The organism is Hymenobacter siberiensis (genome assembly GCF_018967845.1).
In the GTDB taxonomy this organism is placed as follows: domain Bacteria; phylum Bacteroidota; class Bacteroidia; order Cytophagales; family Hymenobacteraceae; genus Hymenobacter; species Hymenobacter siberiensis.
On the sequence record NZ_JAHLZZ010000001.1, the window covers coordinates 1,232,195 to 1,257,937 of the forward strand.

General features: G+C 58.7%; 21 protein-coding genes. 5 read left to right on the forward strand and 16 right to left on the reverse strand.

Going from position 1 to position 25,743, the window contains the following annotated elements; translation table 11 throughout:
• Nucleotides 1-42 precede the first annotated feature (42 nt).
• The gene (locus KQ661_RS05225) at nt 43-993 is read left to right on the forward strand and encodes an NADP-dependent oxidoreductase (RefSeq protein ID WP_216679671.1); all 951 of its coding nucleotides are present in this window, start codon (nt 43-45) and stop codon (nt 991-993) included.
• Nucleotides 994-1,410: 417 nt separating this feature from the next.
• Complete coding sequence (locus KQ661_RS05230; protein ID WP_216679672.1) at nt 1,411-2,142, forward strand: LytR/AlgR family response regulator transcription factor; 732 nt, start codon at nt 1,411-1,413, stop codon at nt 2,140-2,142.
• A 1-nt stretch (nt 2,143) separates the two neighbouring features.
• On the opposite strand, the gene KQ661_RS05235 is transcribed toward KQ661_RS05230, so the two are convergent.
• The 14 genes from KQ661_RS05235 to KQ661_RS22735 all read right to left on the reverse strand — a co-directional run bounded on the left by KQ661_RS05235 (nt 2,144) and on the right by KQ661_RS22735 (nt 20,433).
• Nucleotides 2,144-5,248, reverse strand: a complete 3,105-nt coding sequence (locus KQ661_RS05235; RefSeq protein WP_216685843.1) for a lantibiotic dehydratase — start codon at nt 5,246-5,248, stop codon at nt 2,144-2,146.
• Nucleotides 5,249-5,323: 75 nt separating this feature from the next.
• Nucleotides 5,324-6,325 (reverse strand): hypothetical protein, encoded by a 1,002-nt coding sequence (locus KQ661_RS05240; protein ID WP_216685844.1) that lies wholly within the window; start codon nt 6,323-6,325, stop codon nt 5,324-5,326.
• 48 nt (nt 6,326-6,373) lie between these two features.
• Nucleotides 6,374-7,390 (reverse strand): tetratricopeptide repeat protein, encoded by a 1,017-nt coding sequence (locus KQ661_RS05245; protein ID WP_216685845.1) that lies wholly within the window; start codon nt 7,388-7,390, stop codon nt 6,374-6,376.
• Nucleotides 7,391-7,424: 34 nt separating this feature from the next.
• The gene (locus KQ661_RS05250) at nt 7,425-9,623 is read right to left on the reverse strand and encodes a peptidase domain-containing ABC transporter (RefSeq protein WP_317196071.1); all 2,199 of its coding nucleotides are present in this window, start codon (nt 9,621-9,623) and stop codon (nt 7,425-7,427) included.
• 29 nt (nt 9,624-9,652) lie between these two features.
• The gene (locus KQ661_RS05255) at nt 9,653-10,858 is read right to left on the reverse strand and encodes a lanthionine synthetase LanC family protein (protein WP_216679676.1); all 1,206 of its coding nucleotides are present in this window, start codon (nt 10,856-10,858) and stop codon (nt 9,653-9,655) included.
• Nucleotides 10,859-10,894: 36 nt separating this feature from the next.
• Nucleotides 10,895-13,318, reverse strand: a complete 2,424-nt coding sequence (locus KQ661_RS05260) for an outer membrane beta-barrel protein (protein ID WP_216685846.1) — start codon at nt 13,316-13,318, stop codon at nt 10,895-10,897.
• Nucleotides 13,319-13,383: 65 nt separating this feature from the next.
• Complete coding sequence (locus tag KQ661_RS05265; protein WP_216679678.1) at nt 13,384-14,070, reverse strand: hypothetical protein; 687 nt, start codon at nt 14,068-14,070, stop codon at nt 13,384-13,386.
• A 20-nt stretch (nt 14,071-14,090) separates the two neighbouring features.
• Nucleotides 14,091-17,234, reverse strand: coding sequence for a lantibiotic dehydratase (locus tag KQ661_RS05270; protein ID WP_216685847.1), 3,144 nt, complete (start codon nt 17,232-17,234; stop codon nt 14,091-14,093).
• 89 nt (nt 17,235-17,323) lie between these two features.
• Nucleotides 17,324-17,485: a class I lanthipeptide gene (locus KQ661_RS05275; RefSeq protein WP_216679680.1), complete on the reverse strand. Its 162-nt coding sequence runs from the start codon at nt 17,483-17,485 to the stop codon at nt 17,324-17,326.
• A 100-nt stretch (nt 17,486-17,585) separates the two neighbouring features.
• Nucleotides 17,586-17,756, reverse strand: coding sequence for a class I lanthipeptide (locus KQ661_RS05280; RefSeq protein WP_216679681.1), 171 nt, complete (start codon nt 17,754-17,756; stop codon nt 17,586-17,588).
• Between the two features lie 101 nt (nt 17,757-17,857).
• On the reverse strand, nt 17,858-18,028 hold the full coding sequence (locus KQ661_RS05285; protein WP_216679681.1) for a class I lanthipeptide: 171 nt from the start codon (nt 18,026-18,028) through the stop codon (nt 17,858-17,860).
• Nucleotides 18,029-18,130: 102 nt separating this feature from the next.
• Complete coding sequence (locus KQ661_RS05290) at nt 18,131-18,301, reverse strand: class I lanthipeptide (RefSeq protein WP_216679681.1); 171 nt, start codon at nt 18,299-18,301, stop codon at nt 18,131-18,133.
• Nucleotides 18,302-18,540: 239 nt separating this feature from the next.
• Nucleotides 18,541-18,696, reverse strand: coding sequence for a hypothetical protein (locus KQ661_RS05295; protein ID WP_216679682.1), 156 nt, complete (start codon nt 18,694-18,696; stop codon nt 18,541-18,543).
• 777 nt (nt 18,697-19,473) lie between these two features.
• Nucleotides 19,474-20,433, reverse strand: coding sequence for a sensor histidine kinase (locus KQ661_RS22735; protein WP_216685848.1), 960 nt, complete (start codon nt 20,431-20,433; stop codon nt 19,474-19,476).
• 434 nt (nt 20,434-20,867) lie between these two features.
• Between KQ661_RS22735 and KQ661_RS05305 the strand changes: the two genes are divergently transcribed.
• Together KQ661_RS05305 and KQ661_RS05310 are read left to right on the forward strand one after the other, a co-directional pair.
• The gene (locus KQ661_RS05305; RefSeq protein WP_216679684.1) at nt 20,868-21,023 is read left to right on the forward strand and encodes a hypothetical protein; all 156 of its coding nucleotides are present in this window, start codon (nt 20,868-20,870) and stop codon (nt 21,021-21,023) included.
• 275 nt (nt 21,024-21,298) lie between these two features.
• Nucleotides 21,299-22,477, forward strand: coding sequence for a lanthionine synthetase LanC family protein (locus KQ661_RS05310; RefSeq protein WP_216685849.1), 1,179 nt, complete (start codon nt 21,299-21,301; stop codon nt 22,475-22,477).
• 136 nt (nt 22,478-22,613) lie between these two features.
• On the opposite strand, the gene KQ661_RS05315 is transcribed toward KQ661_RS05310, so the two are convergent.
• Together KQ661_RS05315 and KQ661_RS05320 are read right to left on the reverse strand one after the other, a co-directional pair.
• A complete protein-coding gene (locus tag KQ661_RS05315; RefSeq protein ID WP_216685850.1) occupies nt 22,614-23,837 on the reverse strand; it encodes a molybdopterin molybdotransferase MoeA in 1,224 nt (407 codons plus the stop codon).
• A gap of 99 nt (nt 23,838-23,936) precedes the next feature.
• Nucleotides 23,937-25,004 (reverse strand): SDR family oxidoreductase, encoded by a 1,068-nt coding sequence (locus KQ661_RS05320; protein WP_216685851.1) that lies wholly within the window; start codon nt 25,002-25,004, stop codon nt 23,937-23,939.
• Between the two features lie 241 nt (nt 25,005-25,245).
• On the opposite strand from KQ661_RS05320, the gene moaC reads away from it, so the two are divergent.
• Complete coding sequence (moaC, locus tag KQ661_RS05325; RefSeq protein ID WP_216679689.1) at nt 25,246-25,737, forward strand: cyclic pyranopterin monophosphate synthase MoaC; 492 nt, start codon at nt 25,246-25,248, stop codon at nt 25,735-25,737.
• Nucleotides 25,738-25,743 lie beyond the last annotated feature (6 nt).

The following is a 25,743-nucleotide window of genomic DNA, read 5'->3' on the forward strand; positions in this document are numbered from 1 at the left end:
CCATTCCAAGGAGCAATTTCTTCCAGGGAGCAATTTTCAATTATGGCAAAACAAACGAAAGCCGCCTTCTACACCGAATTCGGTGGGGTGGATAAAATTCAAGTCGGTAACTTGGACCTGCCCGAAGTAAAGGAAGGGGAAGTGCTGCTGCGCGTGAAGGCGGCCGGGGTCAATCCCGTCGATTCGCTGATTCGGGAGGGCTATTTACAGCAGATGCTACCGGCTGAGTTCCCTGTTGTGCCGGGCTGGGATATGGCCGGGGTGGTAGAGGAGCGCGGCCACGGGGCCCGCCGCTTTGCTGTTGGCACGGGGGTGTATGGCTACATTCGTCGTCCCACGGTGCAGCACGGCACTTTTGCCGAGTACATGGTGGTGCCCGAAAGCTACCTGGCCCTGCGGCCCGGTAGCCTGAGCTGGGAGCAGGCGGCCGGTATTCCGCTGGCGGGGCTCACGGCCTACCAGTCGCTGTTTGACGCCGGCCAGCTGCAGGCGGGCCAAACGGTCCTGATTCTCGGAGCTTCGGGCGGGGTGGGCGGTTTCGCCATTCAGCTGGCCAAAGACCGGGGCACAACGGTAGTGGCGGTAGCCAGCGAGCCCAACTTCGCCTACATGAAGGAGCTGGGTGCTGATTTCACGGTTGACTATCGCAATGGAAGCGTGGGTGATGCCGTGAAAGCCCTTGTGCCCGCCGGTGTCGACCTGATTTTCGACTGCATCAGCGGCGATACGCTTACCCAGAGCCTGCCGGCCCTGAAACCCGGTGGTACGCTGGTTTCCATCCTGCACAACGGCCAGGGGCTGGATGCCAGCATCAACTTCCACTACGTTTTTGTGGAGCCCAATACCCAGCAGCTGGACGAGCTGCGCCAGCTGGCCGATGCCGGTAAATTGACGGTGAAAATTGCTGAAACGTACCCGCTAGCAGAGGTGCAGGAAGCCCTCAAGCAGATTGAATCTCACCACACGACCGGCAAAATCGTTGTCGTGCCCTAGCAGCGTCAGAACAAGGGTTAGCCAAAAGTGTGAACGTCATGCTGAACGCCGCAATAGCGGCGTTCAGCATGACGTTTTTTGATAGGGGCTATACCAGCCACACGCTGCCGGCCGCAAACCGGGCCGGCTCGGGCAGCAACTCCGGAAACAGCTGCGCCCCAGCAGTCGGGCCCAATTGCCGGCGCTACCCACGCGTAGCGGCCCGGCATTGGCCTTCGGTGTTTTACGGGCAGGCGCACGAAACAAGAATACCTGATAAATCGAATATTAAAAAATAACGCTGCTTTGTAAATAGTTTAAAATCATGAAAATAAGTGATTTTATAATTGGATTACTGCTGGCGGGACGGACAATATAAAAAATCCGCTATCTTTCACCGTCACCTGCACCGTTTCCCTTCGAATACACTGCCAGCCTATGCTTTCTTGTTTAATTATAGATGATGAGCAAGGTGCCATTGATATCCTGAGCACTTTCATCGAGAAGACCCCGTTTTTGAATTTGGAGGGTACTACTTCGAGTCCCATTGAGGCACTTAGTATCATCGAAAACCAGACAATTGACCTGGTGTTCCTGGATATTCACATGCCGCAAATTTCAGGGCTTGACTTTATGCCGCTCATCAAGGGCCGCACCAAGGTTATTCTGACGACAGCTTATAGCGAGTTTGCCGTGAAAGGATTTGAGCTGGAGGCGCTGGACTACCTGCTCAAGCCTATCGCCTTCGAACGATTTTTGAAAGCAGCCCAGAAAGCCCTGAATGCCAATATCGAACCTTCGGCGCGCTGGCAACCCGCCGAAAAAGAAGACGACTACATCTTTGTCAAAACAGAGAGTAAGGGAAAAATGATGAAGGTTAATTTTGCCGACATCATGTATATCGAAGGGATGAAGAATTATTTGTCCATCAATACGAAAGAAGACCAGGTTGTTACACTTTTAAATATCAAGGATTTAGAAGAGCGGTTGCCGGCCCGGCAGTTTATGCGGGTCCATAAATCGTACATCGTATCCATCAATAAAATCAAAGCCATTGATGGCAACCAGATTCTGTTTACCGATATGAAAGCCTACGTTCCGCTGGGCGATACCTACCGCAGCGCCTTTTTTGAAGCCTTGAACCAGAAAATGATGGGCGGGAAGAAATAAGCTACGGCCGTTTTTGCATAGCCTGCAGGGCAGCGTAGTGCCGATACAGAAAATCGTAAAGCACCAGCTCATGCAGCCTTGCCTCGGCCGGAATCAGCCGATTGAGCAACATATGCAGGTAGGAGCTCATGAGCTGGTTTTTGGCCACTACCAGGCGGCCTTCAGCTGCCAGCGTGTTGATTTGCTGGGCGATGGCGACTAGCGCCGCCGGCAGCGCCGTGGTTGCTGCCTGTGCCAGAGCCTGCTGAATTGCCGGGCGAGCATTGCGGTACTTAGTGGCAAGCTGCAGCTTTAAGTCCTTATCCAGAGCGAATTCGCGGGCGAAGGTATCCCGCATGCTTTCCAGCAGCAGCACCTTTTGGGCCAGGCAATACCCGAAGGCATTGAGGAGCTCTTCGATGGCCCCCAGCCCCCACAGCCAATTATCGGGCGCCGTATCGGGCTGCTGCTCGGTAGCGAGTAGCATATGCAGGAGGGCAGTGCTTTGGTAGCCGAATAAGGCTTCGGTGAGCGCTATGGCGCTGGGGCCGTAGCGTTCCAGCTCCCGCTGGTAGGTCTCGGTCTGGATTTTCCAAATGGAGCCATCGGCGCTCAGAGGGGCCAGGTAGGCTTGAATGCGCTGAATGACGTGGCCAATTTGCTGGGGCTGCGGGAGGTGGAAGCGTACGCGCAGGTGATTGTCGGGGTCGGAGTAGCGGATAAAAAACCAATTGTCGATGAGGCCCTGGGCCAGCAACTCCTGCGTTAACGGGTGAATGATGGTGAGCAGCACCTGGTCGGCAATCTTTTGGCCGCAGTATAGCTTGTAGTAGAGCCATTCCGTGCCGAGGATAAACGCTCGCTGCACGGTTGTTTCAGGTAACTTTTGTTTGGGCGCCGGGGCCGGGTAGCTGGCGTGCTGGTGTACCAGCAGCCCAATGAACTGCTGGGCGTAGGGCCTGCCGGTAGCATCGTGGACAGGGCTAGCCGCCGGATTCCCTAAAAACTCCTTCAGCCGGAAATTACTCAGCTTCCGGATGGCATCGAGCCAGATTCGGACCAACAAGTCATTGTCGGCATCAATCAGCAGCTCGTTATCCCCCTCGACGAGCACAAACAAGCGCGGTAGCTGCCACTGTTTGCGAAATTTTTGCCAGATATCTGTAAAAGAGATGGCTGTACTGGTTAGCAAGGTTTGTACATCGGCCGACTCGAAATACCAGGAAGCCGGCTCCAGTACTACATTTTGGTAGTTGAGCCGGGGCAGGAACCGCGCTCCGGCGGCGATTGACTGCCAGCTGAAACCTAACCGGGGTTGGAGGCCCTGGGTCTGTAGGTCGCACAAAAACTGGTACATCGGTAGCGCCTCGCCCGAGAAATTATGCGCTGTGCTCAGCCGGGGAATGATGGTCTGGTTGGTTTTGCGCGAGCGCAGGACCAACTGCCCTCCTTTCACCGAGATAAGCATGTCCTGCACCATTACCTGCTCCGTAACAGGCAGGGCCGACTGCGCCAGGTAGGGGATTTCAAGGGCCCGGAAGCTGTGGCGCAGCAACACATTGCCAACCCGGCTGGCGGGCAGGTGACATATTTCGGCAAATGCAACGTTCGGGTTCTGCTGTTGCTCCTGCGCGGTTACCTCGCGCACCAGCTGCTCGATGGCCGGCTCGGCGTGCGCGAAGCGCCCCAGCAGGTTGACGGCGCTGGAGCCGGCGGCGCTCTCCAGCAAAATGCGCCCGTCAGCAAGCAGGCGGAATACAACGGCCAGCGAAGGCGGCAACGGCTGGCCCGCCGGGGCAAAGCCTTTTAGCTCGGCTTCGGTAATACTGAGGCTGTACGCCTGCTGCTGCTGGGCCTGCCACAGCTTCTGACGCATAAATTGCTGCACCTCGCTTAGCGCCGGGGCGGTGCCCGAAGCGGCGGTTTTGGGCAGGGTCAAGTCGTGCGTCAGCGGGGAGTAGGTACTGCTGCCGTAGTCGGTGTATGACAAGCCCCGTTCGTTGTCAAGCGCTTCTACCAATGCTACTTCGCGGTCTTCGTAGCGGGCGTAGAAGCGTCGGCGAAAGTCATCGAGGCGGGGATTGGTGGGCGGGGCAGTGAGGTGTGATAGTACGCGCAAGGCCTCCAGGAGCTCTGTTTGCAGCGTGGCGGCCAGCGTTGGCTCCGGTGCCATGCCCACGATGGTATCAATCTGAAATAGCTTGCTGGCATCTGCCTCTATGCCCAGGGGGGCCAGCAGCGTCGCAATGGCTTCATAGCTGGCCGGAGAATTAACGGCGGCCTGGTCCAGGGCCTGCACCTGTTGCCGTACCACCTCCAGCAAGTCGATAATAGCGGCCAGCTCGGGACTGGCCTTCGTTTGCTGCACCCGATTAAGCACGGCCTGGATGCGGTAGAAGAACTCCTCACCCGTAACCGTGGGCTCCAGTTCGTGCACCAGTACCTGGCTATCAATCAGCTCCTCCACAAACTGCGTGGCTTCGGCAGGGTCGGTCGCATCATCATCATCATCATCATCATCATCCAGCAGCAGGGCGACCAGCTCGGTATAGGACTGGCCGTTCTGCGCGGCCGTTAGTACCCGCAGCAGGTAAGGGCTGGCTTCCAGGGCACTTAGTTGATTCACGCGCGCCCCGTTGAGATAGTAGTATTCGAGGTAGCGAAATGCGCCTCCCGTGAGGTAGAGACTGCTGTTGGGCCAGTAGCGCAGCTGCGGCCGGATGGCCTCATGGGCGGCTAGCTGCTGCGCCAGCGCACACAGGTAATGCATGTCGAGGCGCGTGTGGCGGCCCGCCTTTTCGGGCGCGGCGATGAGCTTAGTAGTAGCGCCCCACTGCACTACCGCGCACCCGGCAAACAACCCAAACGGGGTGCAGCGAGTAGTGGCCCGTACGTAGTAGCGGCTGAGGGAACGGCGGAGCTTATCGAGCCGTCGGATATCGGTTAGCTCGCCCTGCTGCCACTTCTGGCACTCTGCCCACAGTACCGGCGAGGCCAGGTAGAGGGCTTCCATAAAATGGTCGTCGTGTAGCAGGCGGGTAAGGGTCGCTTCAGCAATGTGCTCGTCGAATGGGCGCGTGGGAGTCCGCAAAATCAATTGCGGATGAAACTGGTAGGCGTGGGGCATAAGCAGGAACCGGCATTAGCGAATAGAGGTCCCTAAAGGTGCGGCACAGTTCCTGATTAAGCTGCACAAGCGGGCTCAGGCCGCCAGGCGCACCGCCCGGCCCCGCCGGTCGAGGAGGGTGGCCGTGGCAAAATTGCGAATGACGGCCAGGTGGGTCGTGTCGGACGTTTGCTGGTGTAAATAGTGGCCGGCCTGGGCCAACAAATTGGCTTTAAACACGCCGTATTCAGAAGCAATTTCAGGGTCAGCTACGAAAATAAGGACATTCTCCAGGAAGGAATTGAGGCCGTTTTGGTAGTATGATTCCTTTACATACAGCCAGTTGTGTAGGATTGCCCGGTTGTAGGTGTCGGGGTGTAGCTGCTGCAGTAAGTCCCGGAAAAAGAAGTGGTAGTGGTAGTCGTCGGTGTATTGTGGATGGGTGAGATAGGTGGTGTTCTGGCTGGCGAGTTTCGCAAATACCTCGTCGAGGGTATGTTCCTGGTAGGCCCGCACCTGTTGCAAGGCCGCGCCATCCCAGTCATCGATGAGCAGGCCAGTGGCCTGGCCGGTATGAGCAAACGTGAGGATGTTGCGCAACAGGTTGTGGGCGCGGGCATGGTGCTGTTGCTGCGTATAGAGCGCCACGATATTGAGCAGCTGCTCGACTCGCCGGTAAATGAGCTTGTAGCCCTGCCGCTCCAGCTCGGCGCTTAGTAGCAGGCCCTGGTGCAATAAGGCAATTCCCTGCGTGGCATTGCCAACTTTATACTGGTAGTTGCCCCACGCCGAGAGGTGGAATAAGGTAACAAATGCTTGCGGGGCGGCTGGTAATTCAGCCAGCTCGGCATCAGCCAGCTGCAGTTGGGCAAGGGCGGCCGCCAGCTTATCGGTGCGGCATAGCTGCACGGCTGCGGTGTACTGCTGTAGAACCGCCGTTGCCTGTTGGTAGGCTTCCGGGCCCATTTTTGCCCGCAACTCCTTATCGAACCAGGTGGTAAATATGGCTTGGATATTCGGGCCCTCTACCAGCGTGGGCTGGGGTAGCTGCCGCAAAGCCGCCAGTTGGCGGGTGAACGTGGACAAGGAGCTGGGCATGTGGCTGATTGCTTGAGAGTTACACACTAAGAAGGTGGCAGCGGCAGGCTACGCGGCCATGCGCGCGGCCCGGCCGCCGGCCCGCAGGCGGGCGCGTTCGGCCACGGCTCTCACGGTACTCAGCAGGTCCTCGCGCTGGGCAGTGGCTTGCTGCCGGATGTGGCTGGCTGCCTGGGCTAGCAGGTTGGCCTGGAAAACCCCATAGCGCGGGGCGGCAACGGTGTCGGCAAGAAAAGTCAGCACATTAGCGAAGAAGGCATCCGGCCCTTCTGCATAGAATGACGCTTTCACGTACAGCCAGTTGTAGAGCAGAGTGCGGTCGTAGGTGCTGACTTCGAGGCCGGCCAGTAGCTGGCGGCCCGCGTGGCAGTGAAAGTAGTCGTCGGGCAGGCCCGTTGGGGAGGCCAGCATAAGCGTGTTGAGCTCGGCCAGCTGCCGGCACACGTTGAAAAGCGTGGTTTCCTGCAAGGCCTGCACCTGCCGCAAACGAGCGGCATCCCAATCGGCAACAAATAGCCCCGTGGCCTGCCCCGCGTGAATGAACGTCGCCGTGCTGGTCAGCAGCCCGATGGCGGCTTCGTACTGCTGCTGCTTGCCATAGATGGTGGCAATGTTTTGCAGCTGCTCGATGCGCCGGTAGATGAGGGCGTGGTGGCCCTGCTGCTCGAGCTCGATACTCAGTTGCAGGCCCTGGCAGAGCAGCGCTACCGCCCGCTCGCCTTCGCCGGCTTTGTAGTAATAGTTGCCCCAGCCCGAAAGCTGAAACAGTGAAGTGTAAGGTATCAGCGCCGCTGGCAGGGCGGCCAATTGTTCGTCGCCGCGCTGCAGCTCGGCCAGGGCGGCGGCCAGCTGGTCCTGGCGGCACAGCAACACTCCTTCGTTGAATTGGCGCATCACCGCATCGGCCTGGGCAAAGCCGGCGGCACCGTACTGCGCCTGAAATTCATTGGTTAGCAATGCGGAGAAAAGCGCCTGCGTATCGAGCGAGAGTTCGCGCCGGGCATTGGCGGGGGGCCTGGGCAGGGCGACCAATTGGTCGACGAAGTGCTGGAGGGTGCGGCTCATCGGCGTAGGAGAAAGGGGGTGGTGGTGTAATTGCTTAGTTGCCTAGCTCGAGCTGATTTTTAATAAGCTCGAAGTAGTAGCCCCGGTTGCTGACAAGTTCCTCGTGGCTGCCCTGCTCCCGGACTTCGCCATTGTGGAGGACAATAATGTTGTCGGCATTTTTGACGGTACTGAGCCGATGCGCAACGATGACCACCGTTTTGCCCTGGAAAAAGGCATTCAGCCGCTCCATAATCACCCGCTCGTTGTGGGCATCTAGGGCGCTGGTGGCTTCGTCCAGAAAAATATAGTCGGGGTTTTTGTACACCATGCGGGCTATCAGCACCCGTTGGCGCTGCCCCCCGCTCAGGCCCTTGCCGTCTTCGCCAATTTTGGTGTGCAGGCCCAGGGGGAGGCTGTTCACGTACTGGTCGAGGTTGGCTACGTGCAGGGCATGGGCCAGGGCCGCCTGGTTGCGGTACTCGGCATTGATGGCAATGTTATTACCGATGGTATCGGAAAAAATAAAGCCGTCCTGCATCACAATACCGCAGTGCTGGCGCCAGTGTTGAGGACTGAGCCGCTCCAGGGGCAGCGCATCCACCAGCACCTGCCCCGTGGTAGGGTTGCAGATGCGTAGTAACAGCTTGAGGAGCGTGGTTTTACCGCTGCCGCTCGCCCCGACAATGGCGGTGGTTTTGCCGGCCGGCACAGAAAAGGAGAGGTTCTTGAGCACGGGCTGGTTGCCCGCTCCCGGATACACAAACGAGAGTTGCTCGAGGTGTAGCCCCCGCCGGGCGGGTAGCTCCGGCACATAATCCTTGGTGGCATCCTCTTCATCGTCGAGCATGTGTACCTGCCCCAGGCGTTCCAGGCTCACTTTGGCATCCTGGTAGGTTTGCATGAAGGTGGCCAGCTGCGCAATCGGTCCATTCATCTGCCCCACGATGAACTGAACGGCCATCATATCCCCTAAGCTCATCTGCTGGTTCATCACCAGGCGGGCCGCCACGAACAGAATGAGGACGTTTTTGGCCTGGTTGATGAACGTGGCTCCGACCTGCTGGTACTGCGTGAGGGCCAGCGAGCGCACGTTGAAGTGAAAGAGCTTGGCCTGAATGCTCTCCCATTCCCAGACCTTCTGCACGCCGCAGTCGTTGATTTTTATCTCATACACGCCGTTGATGAGCTGTAATACCTTGGCGCGGTTTTGCGCGGCTATGCCAAACCGTTTGAAGTCCAGTAGTTTGCGCCGCGACAGGAATAAATGACTCCAGGTAAAGTACAGGGCGCTGCCGCCCAGCAAAATACCGCAAATAAGGGGGCTGTAAAAGTACAGCACTACCCCAAACATGCTGAAGGTCAGCATCGAAAACAAGGTATTGAGCGAGCTTCCCGTTAGCAGTGCCTCAATGCGGTTGTGGTCTTCGATGCGTTGCAGGATATCGCTGGTGAGCTTGGTGTCGAAGAAGGAGAGCGGGAGCCGGAGGAGCTTATGCAGAAACTCAGACAGCACCGCCACATTCATGCGGGCCGTGATGTGAAGCAATATCCAGCCCCGAATCAGCTCAACGGAGGTTTGCCCCAGGGTAATGAGCAGCTGCCCGAATAAGATGACATAGACAAAGTTGAGGTCGTGCCGCTTGATGCCCACGTCGACCAGGCCCTTGGTGAGCAAGGGCAGCGCCAGCTGAATGAGCGCGCCCACCACCAGCCCGGCCAGCAGCTGGCGCAGCAGGGCCTGATACTGCCACACGTGGCGCAGCAGCTGCCCAATGCCCGCCCGGGTGGCCGGCCCGTCATCCTCGGCCTGGTAAAAAGCCGGGGTGGGCTGTAGCAGCATCACAATGCCGGCGGCCTGGTTATGCACCGAGGTATAGGCCCAGTTCTGCAAAAATTCTTCCTTGGAGTAGGTGTGCAGGCCGCTGGCGGGGTCGGAGATGTAGACTTTGTTGCGCTTTATCTTGTAGAGCACCACAAAGTGGTTTTTCCGCCAGTGAATGATGCAGGGCAGCTGGGCGTGCTGGGTCAGCTTGTCGAAGGTCATGTTGCCCCCCATCGCCTTGATGCCGAGCTTCTCGGCGGCCCGGCTGATACCCAGGAGCGAAACGCCCGTTTTGCCAATCTGGCTGGAGAGGCGAATTTTCTCAATATTGAACAGCTTGCCGTAGAACTTGCTGATTATCTGTAAGCAAGTAGGACCGCAGTCCATGACGTCGTGCTGGCGGTAGTGCGGAAAACTAAGCGGCATCATGGCAGTAGGGGTAAAAGGGTTCTGGGCGATTAAGACAAGCCGACGAACGCGGCGAGGGCATAGCGCCCTTCGGACTCTGCCTGCAGGAGCGTCAGCCCGATGCCCACCACGCCGAAACTCATGCCCAGCTGTGCCGCCGGATAGTGCGCGTAGAACTGGGGCGAAAAATGGAGGTAGTCATTCGGGTGCGTTGCCAGGCTGGGTATGCGTTCCAGCCAGTAGGTGGCTGCCGTGGCAAATTCGGGCACCGCCGTGTGGCGGTACAAGGCATCGTAGAGCAGGTAAACGCCCGCCGCCCCGTAGTACACGGAGGCATCCTGAATGTGGGTTTCGGACAGGTTACGGCGGGGCAGCGTCCGCATCACCACGGCCAGGGCCGCCTCCCGGGCCGCCTCATCCTGTAGCACGGCAGCAGCTCGCAGCAGGCCATAAGCCGTGCCCAGGTCGCCGTAGATGAGGCACAGGTTGTTGGTAAGCTCGGCCTTGCCCGCCCACAGCGGAAACGACGACAGGAACCGGTCGGGGTCGATGCGGGCGGCCAGTAGCCAGGTGGTCGCATGTCGCAGCAGCGTAGCGCACTGGGCCGGCCGGATGCCGGCCGCGTGCAGGTCGGCCAGAAAGGTCATTATCATGGCGCTGCCGTGCGAAAAGCCGGTATAAGCCCGGGGCTCGGCAATAACGCGGCACAGCCAGTAGTAGCCTGTTTGCTCGTCGCCCTGGTGCTGCTCCGTCAGGGCCGCGAGCAGTTCTTCGAGCAGTGGCCGGGCTCGCTCCGTGTGCGGCAGCCGGCGCAAAAAGTACGTGCCACAGCTTAGGGCCCCGCTGGTGCGCTCAAAATTGTGGCTTGCCAGGTAGTGGCGCATCCGGTCGGCCAGCAGGTTGTCAATCTGTTGCAGCGTTGGCTCGGCATCCCAGTCGAGGTGGCCCTGGGTGGTGAGGTAAACCAGCAGCCCGCCCAGCTCGGCCAGCTCCTGGTAGTAGTTGCTGCTGAAATCGGCTTTGTAGGTGCGAGGGTTGAGGGCGGCCATCACCTGCTCCAGCTCGGCCAGGGCCCGCTCGTAATACCCGGTTTCGCCGCTAAAGGCTGCGTAGTGGCAGTTGAAGAGGATGGTGCCGCCTTTGCCCGATGCCACGCCGAAAGTCGTCAGTGTAGGAGCCCCCGGGGCATTGAGGTAGTGGGCCACGGTTGCCAGCAGCGGGCCGATGGCGGTGGGCGCAGCGGTTAGGGTTTCCATAGTGAAGGACGGGTTAGCAGTCTGGTTGGTAGATGTTTAGTGCAGGCGGTTTAGCTCGTCGGTATTGCCCTTGGTTTGCACCTGTTTGCTCTTGAAGCCGGTTTTGCCAAAATTGTAGGTGAACGAGGCACGCACCCGGCGGGTATCGGTGCGATTGATGCCTTCCGTCACGATGGGGACCACATTGGACGATATCCCCACGTTGGCCTGATAAAAGATGTCCATCACTTCCAGTTTCAGCGAGGCGTGTTTCTGCAGCAGCGACTTCTTCACCGCCACCCGCACGTTGGAGTACGAGCTGTAGTCGAGCAGCCCGCTGAAGGAGGGAGAGCCGTAGGCTCCGAATACCTGGGCCGTCCAGTCATGTCCCAGCTGGAACGTGTGGTCGGTGCTGGCCGTGAAGTACACTTTCTGCTTCGTGTAAATCGCCGCGGTCTCCATGGGGTCGGGCAGGCTCAGCTGCTGGTAGAGCAGGCTGCTATTGTTGGTCATGCTCCACCACTTGGCCAGCTGCACGGGCGCCGTGAGGGTAATGGTGCCCAGGTGGCGCTGCCGAAAGTTCTGGGGCGTGAGCACGAAGCGCAGCGTGGCGGGCTGGTACACGTAGAGGGAGGCAATGGCATTGGTGGTTTGCGTGTAGGCTAGCTGCAGGCCAAACCCCTTGTAGAGATGGTTCCAGGAAAAGCTGTTGGTGTACTCGGGCCGCAGCCGGGCATTGCCCTTACGCGAGGTATAGTTGTTGATAAACAGCTCGTAGGGAATCAGATTTTCGTAGGCCGGCCGGTTCACGTTGCGGGCGTAGGCCAGCGAGGTCGTGTAATTGGGCGATGCCTTAAAGTCGGCCCGCAGATTTGGAAACAGGTTGAAGTAGCTCGAGTCGATACCGGCCCGGACCTGATAGCGGGTTTGCTCGGCCCGGAGCCCGGCCGCCAGCGTCAGCTTATCGTAAGTTTTGTTCAGGCTGAAGTAGCCGGCCCCAATCTGCTCCTGGTAGCCCAGGTGCGAGAAGGGCGTGGTGGCCTGGGGCTTCCACTGGCCCTCGGTCAATAGCTCGGCCTGCTGCCGGCTATCGTTGTAAGTAGCGGTGTACTTCAGGCCGGCCTCAAGCCGGGTGGTTGGGCCAAGTACCTTGGTGTAGTCCAGGGCGCTGGTATAAATGTCGTAGGTGGCGGGGGCGGTGTTGCGAAAAACCGACTCGCTGCCTGTCGAGTCGCGGAAGCCCTGCTGGTACTGGTTGAAGGTTTGCTCCTGGCGGCTCAAAAACTGCGCGTAGTTGGCCGTGCCCAACAGGCTCGACCCTTGCTTGTCGAGGGTGCGCTGAAAAAACAGGTTGTAGCTGCGCAGGTCTATTGCCACCCGGCCGTTGTTGCGGCTGGTCGAATTAGTGATACCACCCGCCTCTCGAATAACGCCCTGCAACAAGCCCTGGGCCGCAATGCTGGATGTTACCGTCTGAACGTCCACTCCCACCGTGGTGCGCTCATCGAAGTGGTAGTTCACGCTGCCCGCAAAGCTGCCGTCCCGGATGGTGGTTTCAAAGTCATTGTCCTGGTGCAGCGTGCCGGCCGGGGTGCGCCCCGCAAAAAACGTCCGGTTCTCGTAGCCGCGCTCAATGCCGTTGCGGTTCGCCAGGCTGCCGTTGGCCGCGAAATCAAACTTGGCCGAGCTGGCCCGCACTCCGCCGTTGAGGCCCTGGCCCATGCGAAACCCCTGGCTCAGGTTGCCGCCCAGGTTGGCCGCCCAGCCGCCTTCGGGGCTGCGCTTCGTGTAAATTTCGATGACCCCGCCCGAGGCATTCGCGTCGTATTTCGACGACGGGTTGCTAATCAGCTCGATGCGCTCAATCTGGTCACCGGGCAGGCTGGCCAATACGCTTTCCAGGTTGGCCCCGGGCAGCCGTTTGCCATTGAGCAGAATCAGCACATTGCTCTTCCCCCGGAAAGTGAGGTGCCCATCGCGCAGCTGCACCGCCGGGGCCATTGCCAGAATACTGTAGCCATCGTTGCCGGCGGCCAGCACGCTGTGGGCCACGTTCATGGTAATGCGGTCGGGTTTCTGTTCCAGCAGCGGCCGCTGCCCTACCACTTGTACCTCTGCGAGCTGCTGGGCCGCTGCCTGCAAGCCAATGGGGGCGAGGCTCAGGGGCGGCGCACCAGCCAGCAGATTGAGCGCTTGCACATGCGTCGCGTAGTTCAGCATCAGGATGTTGAACTGGTAAATGCCCGGTTTCAGCCCCTGCAGGGTGAACCGGCCGTTTTCGTCGGCCAGGGCCGAGTTTACCACGCTGCCGTCAGGGCCGTTGGTTTTCACTACGAGTGTGGCGTAGCTCACGCCGGCCTGGGTGGCTTGGTCGATTGCCTGGCCCGTGATGGTGCTTTGCGCAGCTGCGAGCGTGGGGCCGGCCAGCAAGCCCAGGAGCGTGAGGAAATTCCGACTTTTTTTATTAAAAAGTATATTCATGGCCGTATATTTTTTAAGAAAAAAGAATGTTGAGAAAAGAGGAAAGGCCGCTTGCTGAAAGAGTTTTAGTGCGTTTGCAGCAGGCGCTGCACGACGGTTTTGGGCGCACCGCTCACCTGCAGCAGCCCGTTGAGTTGGGTGATGGCAACCAGCCGATGCGCCAGTAGCTGATTGGAGGAGCTATCGAGCAGCCCGATGTAGGTGACCTGGCCGTTGTGGACGGCGGGGGCGATGTAGCTGAGGTGGCCGTGTAGCACCAGGGCTTGGTCGGTGCCCTCCAGCGGTACTTCCAGCACCAGGGCGGGGGCTTGTCGCAGCGCGGTTAGCTGGCCCAGGGCTATGCGGCCGCTGAAGCGGTAGGTGTTGGTGAGCGGGACCAACAGGCCCAGGGTATCGCCGGGGATAACGGTGGTCGGCGCGGCCGAGAAATACGTTCCGGTGAACGGAGCCCGTAGCCCGCCAATAGTATCTGTTGGAGAGGCATTTGTCAGGTAATGGCCCTTGGTTACCACGCTGCCCGAGGCCAGCAGCGGCCGCAGCTGATTAGCTGACTGACGCAGATAATAGGGCGCCACTTCGCCTTTGAGAACCAGCGGGTAGCTGTGGTGCTCGGGCAGCGCAATGCTGCTGGCCAGGGCCGCCACGCCCAGCAGCAAACCCAGGAGTAGCCCCCCGCCCGCCCGCACAATCCAACGGGGGGGCGTGCCGATAATATCGGTGATTTCGGCTGAAAATAGCGGGCGGTTTTCCATGGGTCGGCGGGGGTAAAGGGTTACACTTCACTGGTGGCGAGCTGGCGCTCACGGGCTTTGATAGAGGTGTAGTGCTTAGTGAGGTAGTGGTAGACCACTAGCTCGTGCAGGCGCTGGTTGGCCAGGAACATCCGATTCAGGAACATGTGCAGGAAGCTGGGCACCAGGCGCCGCACGGTGGCGGGCGCAACAGCTACGCCCTGGTAGGCGGTTTGCACGGCCAGCGAGCGTTCGGCAAAGAGGGCTACCGCTTCGGCCGTTTCGGCCGTGTCGTTGGCCGGGTTCAGAAAGCTGGTGAGCAGGCGGCTCACCGCCCGGTACTTATCGTTGAGGCGGCGGGTAAGGTCGGGGGTGCCGTTAAACTCCTGAAAGAAGCTTTGCTGACTACGCTCGGCCAGCGCCAGCTTTTCGGAGAGCGAAAACCCGAAGTCGGTGAGCATGGCATCCACGCCGCGAATGGCAAAGAGCCAGCGGTATTGCTCGCCGGCCTCGCCGCCGTCCAGCAAGTCCACGAACCGGATAATCGCCCGGCTGTCATGATAAAAAATGGTTTCGCTGAACTCCATGGTGGCCGAGCCGTAGCGCTCCAGCTCGCGGCAATACGTGTCGTATTGCAGGGCATGTACCACCCGCGCCTCCTGCAGCGGAGCCAGGGCCTGGTGCAGGCGGTCGACCAGAGTGGCAATTACCGTTGGGTTGGCCGCGTGCAGCAAGCGCAGGCGCAAATGGGGCCGGGGGTCGTTGTAGCGAATAAAAAACCACTTACTGAGCAGGCCTTGCTCCTCCATCGTTGCCAAACAAGGGCGGAGGTATTCGGCCAGAATCTTATCGGCCCACTTGGCTCCGCAGTATATTTTCAGGTAGGTCCATTCGCTGCCCAGGGCAAACGAGCGGCGTACCGGGGTCGCCGGGCTTTCGCTGCTTAGCCTGCTTGCCGGGCGGGTTGCTGCTGGCGCGGCCGTGCGGGCAAAGGGAATGAGCAATTCATTCACGTAGCTCTGCCCCAGTGGGTCGGTAATGAAGCTCGACGTTTCGCGGTGGATGAACTCGAACAATACGGCCGCCCCTTTTTTCAGCCGCTGGGCCAGTAGCGTCACGGCCAGCGGGCAGTCGAAGTCGAGTAGCAGCTCGTTGTCGCCATCGGCCAGCATTACCTGGCGGGGCAGCCGGTAGGTTGCTCTGAAAGCCGCAAGCGCTTCGGGCGAGTGGCTGGCAGCCTGGGCTTGCTCCTGCGCCGTAAACGGTAAGTGCCAGCGTTCACGGCTCACAATCAGGTGCTTGTACTCAACCCGGGGCAGGTGAAGCTCTTCACGCAGCACGCCCCAGTCCCAGGCAATGGAAAAGGCCTCCCGCTGGTGCTGCAAATCGCAGAGAAACTTGTACAGTGGCAGCCCATGCGCATAGTTGTGGGCCGTGGTTAGTCGGGGCGCGATGACCTTATTCAGGCGTTTCGAGCGCAACACCAACTGTCCCTGGCGCACCGAGAGCAGTAAATCAGCCGCCGGCAGCTGCTGTTCCGCCGGAACCGAAGCACTGCCCAGAAAGGGTATCTCGTAGGCCCGCAGCTGGGGGCGTTGCAGAATGTTGCCTACCCGGGCCTCGGGCAGGTGCACTACCTCGGCCAGCAGGGCTTCGGGGCTGGCCAGCTGCTCCCGCTGGCCACAGGCCACCAGCTTGGTCGCCAGCTCAGCGTCGGCATGGGCAAAACGTGCCAGTAGCCCCATGGCCCCGGGGCCGTGGCAGGCCATGAGATGGAACTTGAAATTACCGGCATCAAACGCGGCGGCCGATGCGGCCACTACGCTGCCCAGTGCATAGAAAGTCGCCGGTACCACAGCCGTATGAGTCTCCGCCAAAGTGGCTAAATCGGCATCGGTGATGACCACAGGCTGGGTTTGCCCCTGTCCCTCCCGAAACTTGCGGAATACCAGGCGGCGGTAGGCCGTCCAGGGTACTTGGGTGGTGGTGGCCTTCCCGGCCGGCACCCGCACGTCGGCCACAAAGGGCGTATGGTGGGTTTTGGCCCCGCTGGCTGCACCATAGCCAAGGCCGGTTTCGCTATCCAGCACTTCGAGCAGGGGCACCTCTTGCTCCTCATATCGCTCCATAAAGCGCTGGGTTAAGCTCCGCAGGTCGGCCGGTACCGCTTCTTTGTAGAGCACGGCAAGGCTAGCCATCTCCCGGCTGATAACCGCGACTGCATTCGCTTGCAGCGTATTGCTCATTAGGTTAATGCGTAGGTCGGTCTGAATGAGGTCTTTGCTGCTTGCGGCACGAAAGGCATCGCCCACCATTGCCTGTACCGCCTGGTAGGTGGTTGTGCCGGCGTGGGGGGCGCGCAGCTGGGCCTGTATGTCGCGCAGCTGGGCCAGGCTCGAATGCGAGGGCGCCAGGGCAGCAATTCTGTCAACCAGACAATGAAAAAACTCCCGGCCTGTAACCGTGGGTTCCAGCTCCGAAAGCAGTAATTGCGCCTCTATCAGGCGGTCCATAAAACGGGTTGCCGCAGCCGGTGCCACATCCTGGGCAACCAGCAGGGAGTGCAGGGCCTCGTAAGTGGCCCCCGCCTTGGCCGCTTCCAGTAATTGGTCGAGGTAAGCGGTTGCCTTCACCGATACCAGGTGATAGGCCCGCCGTTTGTGGCCAAGCTGATACTCGTAATAGCGGTACGCGTCAGGCGTTTTGTATAAGCTGTTGTTCGTGAAGAACGTCAGGCGGGTGCGCAGCTCGGGGTCGGCCAGCAGCTGTTTGCATAGCTCGGCCACCGAGTTCATGTCGAGGCGGGCGTGCTTGTGGTAGCGTTCCGCCATGGGCGCCAGCCGCAGCTGAGTGGGGCTATCGGCAATCTGCCCGGTGCTAAAGCCGGCAAATAGTCCGTAGGGGGTGCAGCGGCTGCTCATGCGCAGCAGGTATTTGTAGAGCGTGAGTACCAACCGCTCGTCATCGGCCGACTCGTAAGTCGCGATGGGCTGGGCGAGCCATTTGCGCAGCTGCTGATACAGCTCGGGGCTAGCCAGGTAAATAGCCTCCTGAATGGTGGGGGCCTGGTAGTGGGTGTGCAGTACCTGCGCGAGGGCAGCTGGTTGCCGGCAAGTATGGAGCGTGGCTAGTCCACTGATGGGGAGCACGGGCAGCCGCAACAAGTAAAAGTCCAGAGGTTCCATAATGCAGGAAGAAAAAAGGGAAGAGAATGAGGGTGCGGAATTGGTGCTCAGAGGATTAACCAATTTGTTTCCTGTTGCCAATCAGCGATTTACTCGGCAACTTCCTCGGGCTTGTAGAAGCAGGAGGTAAACCAGCAGGACAGTTCGGATGGAAAGGCGCCGCCTTCAATTTCCAGGAGCTGCTCCTCGCTCAGGTTGGCAATGATTTCCTTGCTGAGGTCCAGCTTGTCGGCAAATGGTATTTTTTTCATAACGCGGGTTGGGAATGAGTGGCGGATTGAAAGAAAGCAGGCCCGGTTCGTGGCGGGGCCAGCCCGGAGGGCATGGCCCCGCCACGAAGGGTTTCCTTACTTACTCAGCCGACTCGATGGCCTCGGCGGAGTTGGTAACGCAGGAGTTGAACCAGCACGACTGCTCGGCAGCGGCGGCGCCACCTTCGATTTCCTGGAGCTGCTCCTCGCTCAGGTTGGCAATGATTTCTTTGCTGAGGTCCAGCTTGTCGGCGAATTGTACCTTTTTCATAACTCGGGTTGGGAATGGGTTGGGAATTGGAAAAAAATGGGAGCCTGGTGCGTGGCAAAGCCAAGCCGGGGGCGCGGCCCCGCCACGCAGGGTTTCCTTACTTACTCAGCCGACTCGATGGCCTCGGCGGAGTTGGTAACGCAGGAGTTGAACCAGCACGACTGCTCGGCAGCGGCGGCGCCACCTTCGATTTCCTGGAGCTGCTCCTCGCTCAGGTTGGCAATGATTTCTTTGCTGAGGTCCAGCTTGTCGGCGAATTGTACCTTTTTCATAGCTTTGGTGTGGGAATGGGTTGGGAATTGGAAAAAAATGGGAGCCTGGTGCGTGGCAAAGCCAAGCCGGGGGCGCGGCCCCGCCACGCAGGGTTTCCTTACTTACTCAGCCGACTCGATGGCCTCGGCGGAGTTGGTAACGCAGGAGTTGAACCAGCACGACTGCTCGGCAGCGGCGGCGCCACCTTCGATTTCCTGGAGCTGCTCCTCGCTCAGGTTGGCAATGATTTCTTTGCTGAGGTCCAGCTTGTCGGCGAATTGTACCTTTTTCATAGCTTTGGTGTGGGAATGGGTTGGAAATTGGAAAAAACCTGTGAAACCAAGTAACCGGTGTGCTGTTGGTTCGCTAGGCATTTATAGTCCGAGTAGTGGCCACTACTTGGGCTAGGTTGGTGCACCGGCGGCAGGGGCCGTGGCGCTGATTGGCAGGAAAAATGTAAGTCGGATTAATGCGCTAAAGAGCAGGGGATTGAACCGGGTGATAAGGCCGGTTTTGCCGGTGCCGGCAGCGGCTAGTCTTCGGCGTCTTCAATCAATTTATTGTCGGTCAGAAAGTCAAACGTGAGCTCATCATCACCGCCGCCCATAATCAAGGCCAGCTCGCCTTCACTAAAAGGGTTGAAGTCATAGTTCTCATTGGAGAAGCAGAGGTTATCAGTTCTTTTCATGACAGTCGAGTTGGGGTGAAAAAGCAGATGAAACGGATTCCAATAAGACATCTTTTACCCAGCGGAACTCAAATTGACCAGCAGGTAAAACGCGACAATAGGCATGGCTTTTATCTGATGAGCAGCTTATTAAGAGCGGCTGGTCTTTTGCTACCATTATTGTTGATTCAAAACTAGTGGGAGGTGTTTGCCTAAAAAAAAATACTACACCACTAGGCCGATTGGCAGGACTAAACCCCCTATTTCGGGTGTTTCCGCCTTCCCAACGGCTGACTATTTCCACTGCCCGGCTACTACGCCTGATTGATTTTTGTATTAAATAAAGAATAGATGCTGCCTTGGTGCCCCTTCTTGTCATCAGGAAAGCCCGCCCGGGGCCTGCGAGCCAGGTGCCGGCGACTATCCGGGCCTCAAACGGGAACCTGCACCTGCTCTATCACCAGCAAAAGGAAGCCCTGAGTGCTGTGGCACCAGCACAGGGGCAGTACTGCGCCAGCCGCGGGGTGGTCAGCAGCTGCCGGCATAGCAGCAGGTGGATGGCTGGAGAATGCCAGCGCCGGACCAATAAGGTACTTGCAGCTGCGGTAGCAGCGACTGGGAGCGGCTGGTGCGCCGGGCAGTAGCCGCACTAGTCGCTACTGAACAAAAGGGCATCGCCCGCCTGAGAAACCGGGCTATTTAGGGGCCTGGGCCCCCGGGGCTATACAGCACCGGGTAGCGGTAGGCGCTGGCCGGGCCGGGCCGGGCCAGCCTAACCGGACCACTCCGCAATACCGTTTAGAGCGTGATGGTCAACGTGCAGGTGTAGTAGTCGGGCTCATCTTTCAGCACCAGCTCGTGCCGGTCGGGATATAGTATCTCCAGCCGTTTCCGGGTATTAACCAGGCCAATACCAGTGCTTTTTTCCTTGGGGCCATGGCGCTTTTTATTATGCGAATAAAAAGCAAGCTGATTTTGAACGGTCTCCAGGCGAATGACGAGCGGATTCGCGGGGTCATCCAATTGCCCGTGTTTAAAGCAGTTTTCTACAAACGTGATGAGCACGAGTGGCAGAATCATTAAAAACTGAATGTTGCCTACTATTTCGAAATCAATGTTAAGCTTCTTGTTAAAGCGGAGCTGATTGATAGCAATGTAATTATGGAGGTGTTCTACTTCCTGGGTTAGCATCACCTTCCCGCTGCTGTCTTCGTGTAAGGCATAGCGCATGGTATCGGCCAATAGCAAAATGCTTTTAGCGGCATTTTCGGAGTGCGGGTACACCTGTGCGTACAGGAAGTTGAGCGAATTGAAAAGAAAGTGCGGGTTAATCTGGCTTTTCAGAAAGGCGACATTGGCCTGCATCAGGCTACGTTCGGCGTCCCGCTTCTGCTTTTCCAGCACAATGGCGTTGCGTGCAAACCAATAGCCGGTACTTATCAATAAGAAGAAAGTGCCTCGATAGACGGACGAAACCCAAAGCTGATGAACCGAATAGGGAAGTTCCGGGATATGGAGCAGCGGGGCCAGATACAGGCTTACTGCACTCCGGAAAAAAGCAAACGTGGCCAGCAAGCTCAGTGCTGCTAACGAAAAAAGGAAGTAGCGCTTCCGGTTGTATAGGGCAGGAAATAGCAGGTTGCAGCTGGTATAAAACAGCGCGGCATTGAGCAGGTAGTTTACCAGGGCGAAAAGAAAGATAAACTTCGTCGTGCTCGTAATGAGAATAATAGATTGTTCATAAATGGCAAAGCCCACCCATGTCGCCAGGTGGGTTAAGAAAGGCCGCATTTTTGGGGAGTCCGTACGCATTTGGTAGTGGTAAGGGGAGTAATTCGAGCGGCGACAAATTCCGGTTGCAGGGAGGAGTCCGGTTTCAGGAGAAGAAGGCGAAAGAAGAATGCGAATATAAATATAGTTAGCTGCCGAGCAGGCTCATTAGCTAAGCTTGCTTTCGGCAGGCCAGGTCAGGTCAGCAGGGGGCAACGACAGCCTGGCCATATGATGCGGCTATCCGCTTTTTGCCAGAGCTACAGCCTGCTGGCAGTGGCCCCAAAGGAGTGGCTTTGGGATTGGTACTGCCAAAAAGGGCGTTGGTGTAAATTTCTTGGGTTAGTTAGCAGACAGAAGTACGTTTGTTCCAAGCAACGCAGACAGCGCTGTGCCGTCCACCACACTTTTCACTATTTCATATGAAAAACATCGACAACTCCGCCCGCACTGTCAACACTGCTAAATTTCAATTGAAAAAAGCCGTTATCACGCGCTTCAACAAACCCAATACGAATAGCGCTTTCTATACGTCGACCATCGATACGGTCACCAGTGTCATTAACGGCGGTTTCTAAGCAATACGCTTATAAACAATGCTTTGTACCTGGGTAAGCCGGCAATTGGGGGAGTATAACAGCTTCCCCAATTGCCGGTAGTGGTATAGGCCATTCTATGAGGCCTGCATTGTAAGGCTGGGCAAGTAATTCACTTTTGCTGGACTAGTTAAGAAGGGTAGTAGTTGGTTTGTAATGGTACTATTTAAGTGCTGCCGGCTTGATTGTTAGTAAGGTGGCGGAAGCCTGTGCTGCTATTGATTTCCTGATGTGCAGTACATCTGGTGTTTGAGGTTGTGGCCCCTATCAGCTTAATTAATCGTCGCTTCATTATGCAGGATATACATGATAAAGCGACCGAAAGCTGGCAGGAAGTGCATCGCATCCTGACGAACCGTGATTGGATTAGTGCTTCGCTGCCGGAATTACTAGGTTCGAGTACCTATGCCTTCTGCTTTTATAAAATTTTTGGCCAGAAGCAGGATGCGCTTCTGGCCTGCCATCTGTTTGAACAGGTAGCGTTACGCCCCGAATGGTATTCGATTAAAGTATGGCCTGCTGAACAGTTAGACTATGCATGCATGGCCGCATGGCTGAATGCCCGTCTCGTAGTCGAAGGGCTCCAGGTAGACCACGTACTCCTGGCCGAAGTAGACCAGGCGCTGGGAGAGGTTGCAGAGCACGTGATTCAGCATCCAGATACCTTTAATCGGAGTCGTTTTTTTCGAATACTGCGCTATTTCAGTCTGCGTTTGCCTGGCCAGCAAGCTGCTCATTTTTTGCAGCGACTGTTGGTTTGGTTTTCGGCTGCGAAGGGCGACTTGCATAAGGTTCCGGTCACGCAAACCCAGGTATCCTTGGGGTTAGATGCTGGCCTGGCCGCCGAGCTGCTGGTGCTCATCCGTCTCCACGCGTTGGGTCTGCAGAATGAGGGTCTTAAAAACCTCATCGTTAAGGGCATTATTGGGATTTTGGCGCTCAAACGCAACGTTGATTTCCAGGATGGAAGGTTTGCGGTATTTCCTTATCAGGTTCATAGTCAGACGGAAGAAACGACTTTTTCGCCCACGCTAAGTTGGCGGCGTGGCGACATTGGCCAATCTTTGCTGCTATATCAGGCTCATGCGCATTTGCAGGAGCCGGAGCTGGCTAAAATCGCCGAGTTGGTAGGATTAAACACGCTGCTGCGAACAACCATAAAAGACACGGGCATAGTTAGTTCGCAGCTATACGATGGCGCGGCTGGAGTTGCGCACTTATACGCCAGGCTCTACCGCCTTAGTGGGCAGGATAAGTACCAAAAAGGCCAGCGCTATTGGCTGGGCCAAACGCAAAGCTGGTTGCGACAGGAATTATTGACGGGTTATTATCAGCAGCGGGAGAATGAAGTAAAACAAGGTTTGGTAGGGGTGGCATTGGTAATGCTATCAACCATGACCGACCTGGATTTGGACTGGGAGGCCGCCCTGCTATAAGTGGTTAGGTGTTGAAGACCTGTTTCGCGCCATGGCCTATCGGTTCGTGGGGCGGAGATTTAAGGATGGAGGTATAGCCCTGGAGATGAGATAATCAATGCACTAAAGAGTAGCGCTGGTACGGCTAATACCGGCGCTATAGCTCCCAGGCCGGCCACACGCTGCCCGCCGCAAACACGGCTGGCTCGGGCGGCAGCTCCAGAAACGCCGTAGCCCCCAGCAACCCGGCCAAATCGCCGGAGCCGCCCATCCGCAGTGGCGTAGCCAGGCGTTGGCCGGCGGCATCGACGGTCAGGCGCACGGGCACGAAATGGGCCAGCTGGGGCTTGAAATTAATATCGACGGTAAGCACGGCTGGTTGGGGCGCTTCGAATGCGGCGGTAGTTTCGTCTGCACTGGTGGGCTGCTGCACGGCGCGTAGCCAGGGCCGCACGTAGCGGCAGGCCGTGAGAAACGTGGATACCGGGTTGCCGGGCAGCCCGAATACTACCGGCCCTTCGGCCCGCGCCCCAAACCACATGGGCTTGCCGGGGCGTTGCTGCACCTCATGAAATATTTCGACCACGCCTAACTCGCGCAGCAGGCCGGGCAGGTGGTCGGCGCGGCCCTTGCTCACGGCCCCGCTCAGCACCACAGCATCGAAACCGGACGTGAGGATGTTGGTAAGGCCCGCGCGCAGCTCGTCCACGTTATCGGTGAGGTGAAACAGCGAAACCTCGGCTCCGGTCTGCGCGAACAGCGCCTGCAGGGCATAGATGTTGGAGCGCCGAATCTGGTGCGGCAGCGGGGTGTCGGCTATGCCCACCAGCTCATCGCCGGTGCTCACCACGGCCACGCGGGGGGCACGGGTCACGCGCACTTCGGCCGCGCCTACGGTGGCGGCCACGGCCAGCTCGGCGGGGCCTAGGCGGGTGCCGGGGGGTAGCAGGGCATCGCCGGTGCGGCGGTCGGCGCCCTGGCGATGAATGTTGGGGCCGGGAGCCTCGGGCGGCGCAATCTGGATGGTAGCGCGGTTGTTTTCGAGCAGAATATCCTCGTAGCGAATCACCACATCGGTGCCGACGGGTAGCACGGCGCCGGTCATCACCTCAATGGCCTGCTGCGGATTTTGCAGCGTCTGGGCCGGAGCCCCGGCGTACTGGGCGTGCGCAATAACAAATTCCGACTGCCCGCCGGCCCAGGTGGCAAGCTGCACCGCAATGCCGTCCATGGCCACCCGGTTGAAGGGCGGAAAGTCGCGGTCGGCCACAAGGGTTTCGGCCAGCACGCGGCCGGCGGCGTGGGGTAGGGCAATGGTTTCGGGCGGCAACGGGTGGGCAGTGGCCAGCACGCGGGCAGAAGCTTCGGTAACGGTGAGCATGGGGGAGGGGCTTGTAGCACATGCCGTAGCTTGTGCAGGGAGGGAATGAGGTAATTAATGCTGCACATTAGCACAAGCTAAAGCCTATGCTACGGCGGGCTAGGGAATCAGTCGGTCGTGGCGCAGCTGGGCAAACAGGTCGAAAAACGAATCCTCCGTGGGTTGGTACACCGTGAAGCCGCGCTTGCGGCTGTTAGCCATGTCGGTCATCACCTCGATGGGCCGGCCCAGGTCCAGGTCGGTATGCCAGGGCGAGGCCAAGCGGCTCAGGTTGGGCTCGGCCAGATTGTGCTGCGCGGCAATTTCGTGCCAAAGGTCGGCGTCGGCCGCCATCTGGGCTTCCAGCGGTTGCATGCTGCCCCCAAAGCCCACGGCTTCTACCCCAAACCAGTCGGCCAGCCGGCCCCACAGCCAGCTCCAGCGGAAAACGTCGCCATTCACCACATTATAGGCCTCGTTGCGGGCCGCTTCGGTAGTGGCGACCCACACCAGCTGTTTGGCAATGACGCGGGCATCGGTCACGTCCGATAATCCTTCCCACTGCGCTTGCGAGCCGGGCCAGCGAAACGGCCGCCCCGTGGCCTTGCAGATGCTGGCATAAACGGCCAGCGTGGTGCCCAGGTTCATGAGGTTGCCCACCGCCTTGCCGATGATGGTGTGCGGCCGATGGATGCTCCAGGTGAAGCCATCGCGCGCGGCAGCGGCATATACCTCGTCTTCCTGCGCGTAATAAAAATTGTCGAGCGCCAGCCGGGGCTGGGCCTCGCGCAGCGGCGTGGGCGGTGGCACGCCCCCGCTCACGTAGGCCTCGAAAGGCCCCAGGTAGTGCTTCAGGCCGGTTACCAGGGCCACGTGCTGTACCGAGTGCTTCGGGCCCAGCACGGCCAGCAGGTTGCGTACCATGGCGCCGTTCACCCGGATGTTTTCGGCTTCGGTGTCGTTACGCATCCAGGTCGTAATGAATACGTGCGTGGGCCGCAGGTCGGCCAGGGCAGTTTCGAGGCGGGCGACGTCGAGCAAATCGGCGGCCACGGGCTGCAGGCCCGCAATACGGGTGTTGGGGCGGCGGGCCAGGCCGTAGGTGGGCCAGTTTGTGGCCAGCAGCTCCTGGGCCAGGTTGCTGCCGATGATGCCGCTGGCACCGACTACTAATGCGGTATTGGTCATGCAAAAATGGGGATGAAGGCAGGACGGGCGAGGGCCCGGTCTGCCGGATTGGTCCGTCGGCATACGTGTTTTCGCAAAGCCGGACGGGAAAAACTACCGCTCGCCGGAATAGTTTGCCCTCACAACCGGGGGGCATCGTTGGCTGTTAGCAAATGTGCTCCCGCTGCCTCGCCTGGCCCCGGGGGCTTATTTTGCGCCTGTACCGTTCATAACCGCCCGTTTGTCTCCGCCCCACCGTTTTATGCTGACCAAAAATTTTACCCACGTCAATGCCGCTAACCAGCCCACCATGGTGGATGTAGGGAGTAAAGTGCCTACCCGCCGGGTAGCCCGCGCCCACTGCCGCGTGGTGCTGGGGCAGGAGCTGCTGAGCCGCGTGCAGGCTGGCGAAATGCCTTCGCACAAAGGCCCGGTCATTCACACCGCCATCCTGGCGGGCATCATGGGCGCGAAAAGAACCGCCGACCTTATCCCCCTCTGCCATCCGCTGGGGCTGGACGATTGCAGCATCACCATCGAGCCCGACGGTCCCGATGCCCTGCGCGTGGTGTGCACGGCTGTGGTCACGGGCCGTACCGGCGTGGAGATGGAGGCCCTGACCGGCGCCACCGTGGCCGCCCTCACCATATATGATATGTGCAAGGCGTTTTCGCACGACATCAGCATTGAAGGCGTGCAGCTGATGGAGAAAACCGGCGGCAAAAAAGACTTTCATCGCGCAGAAAATTCGTAAATTCCG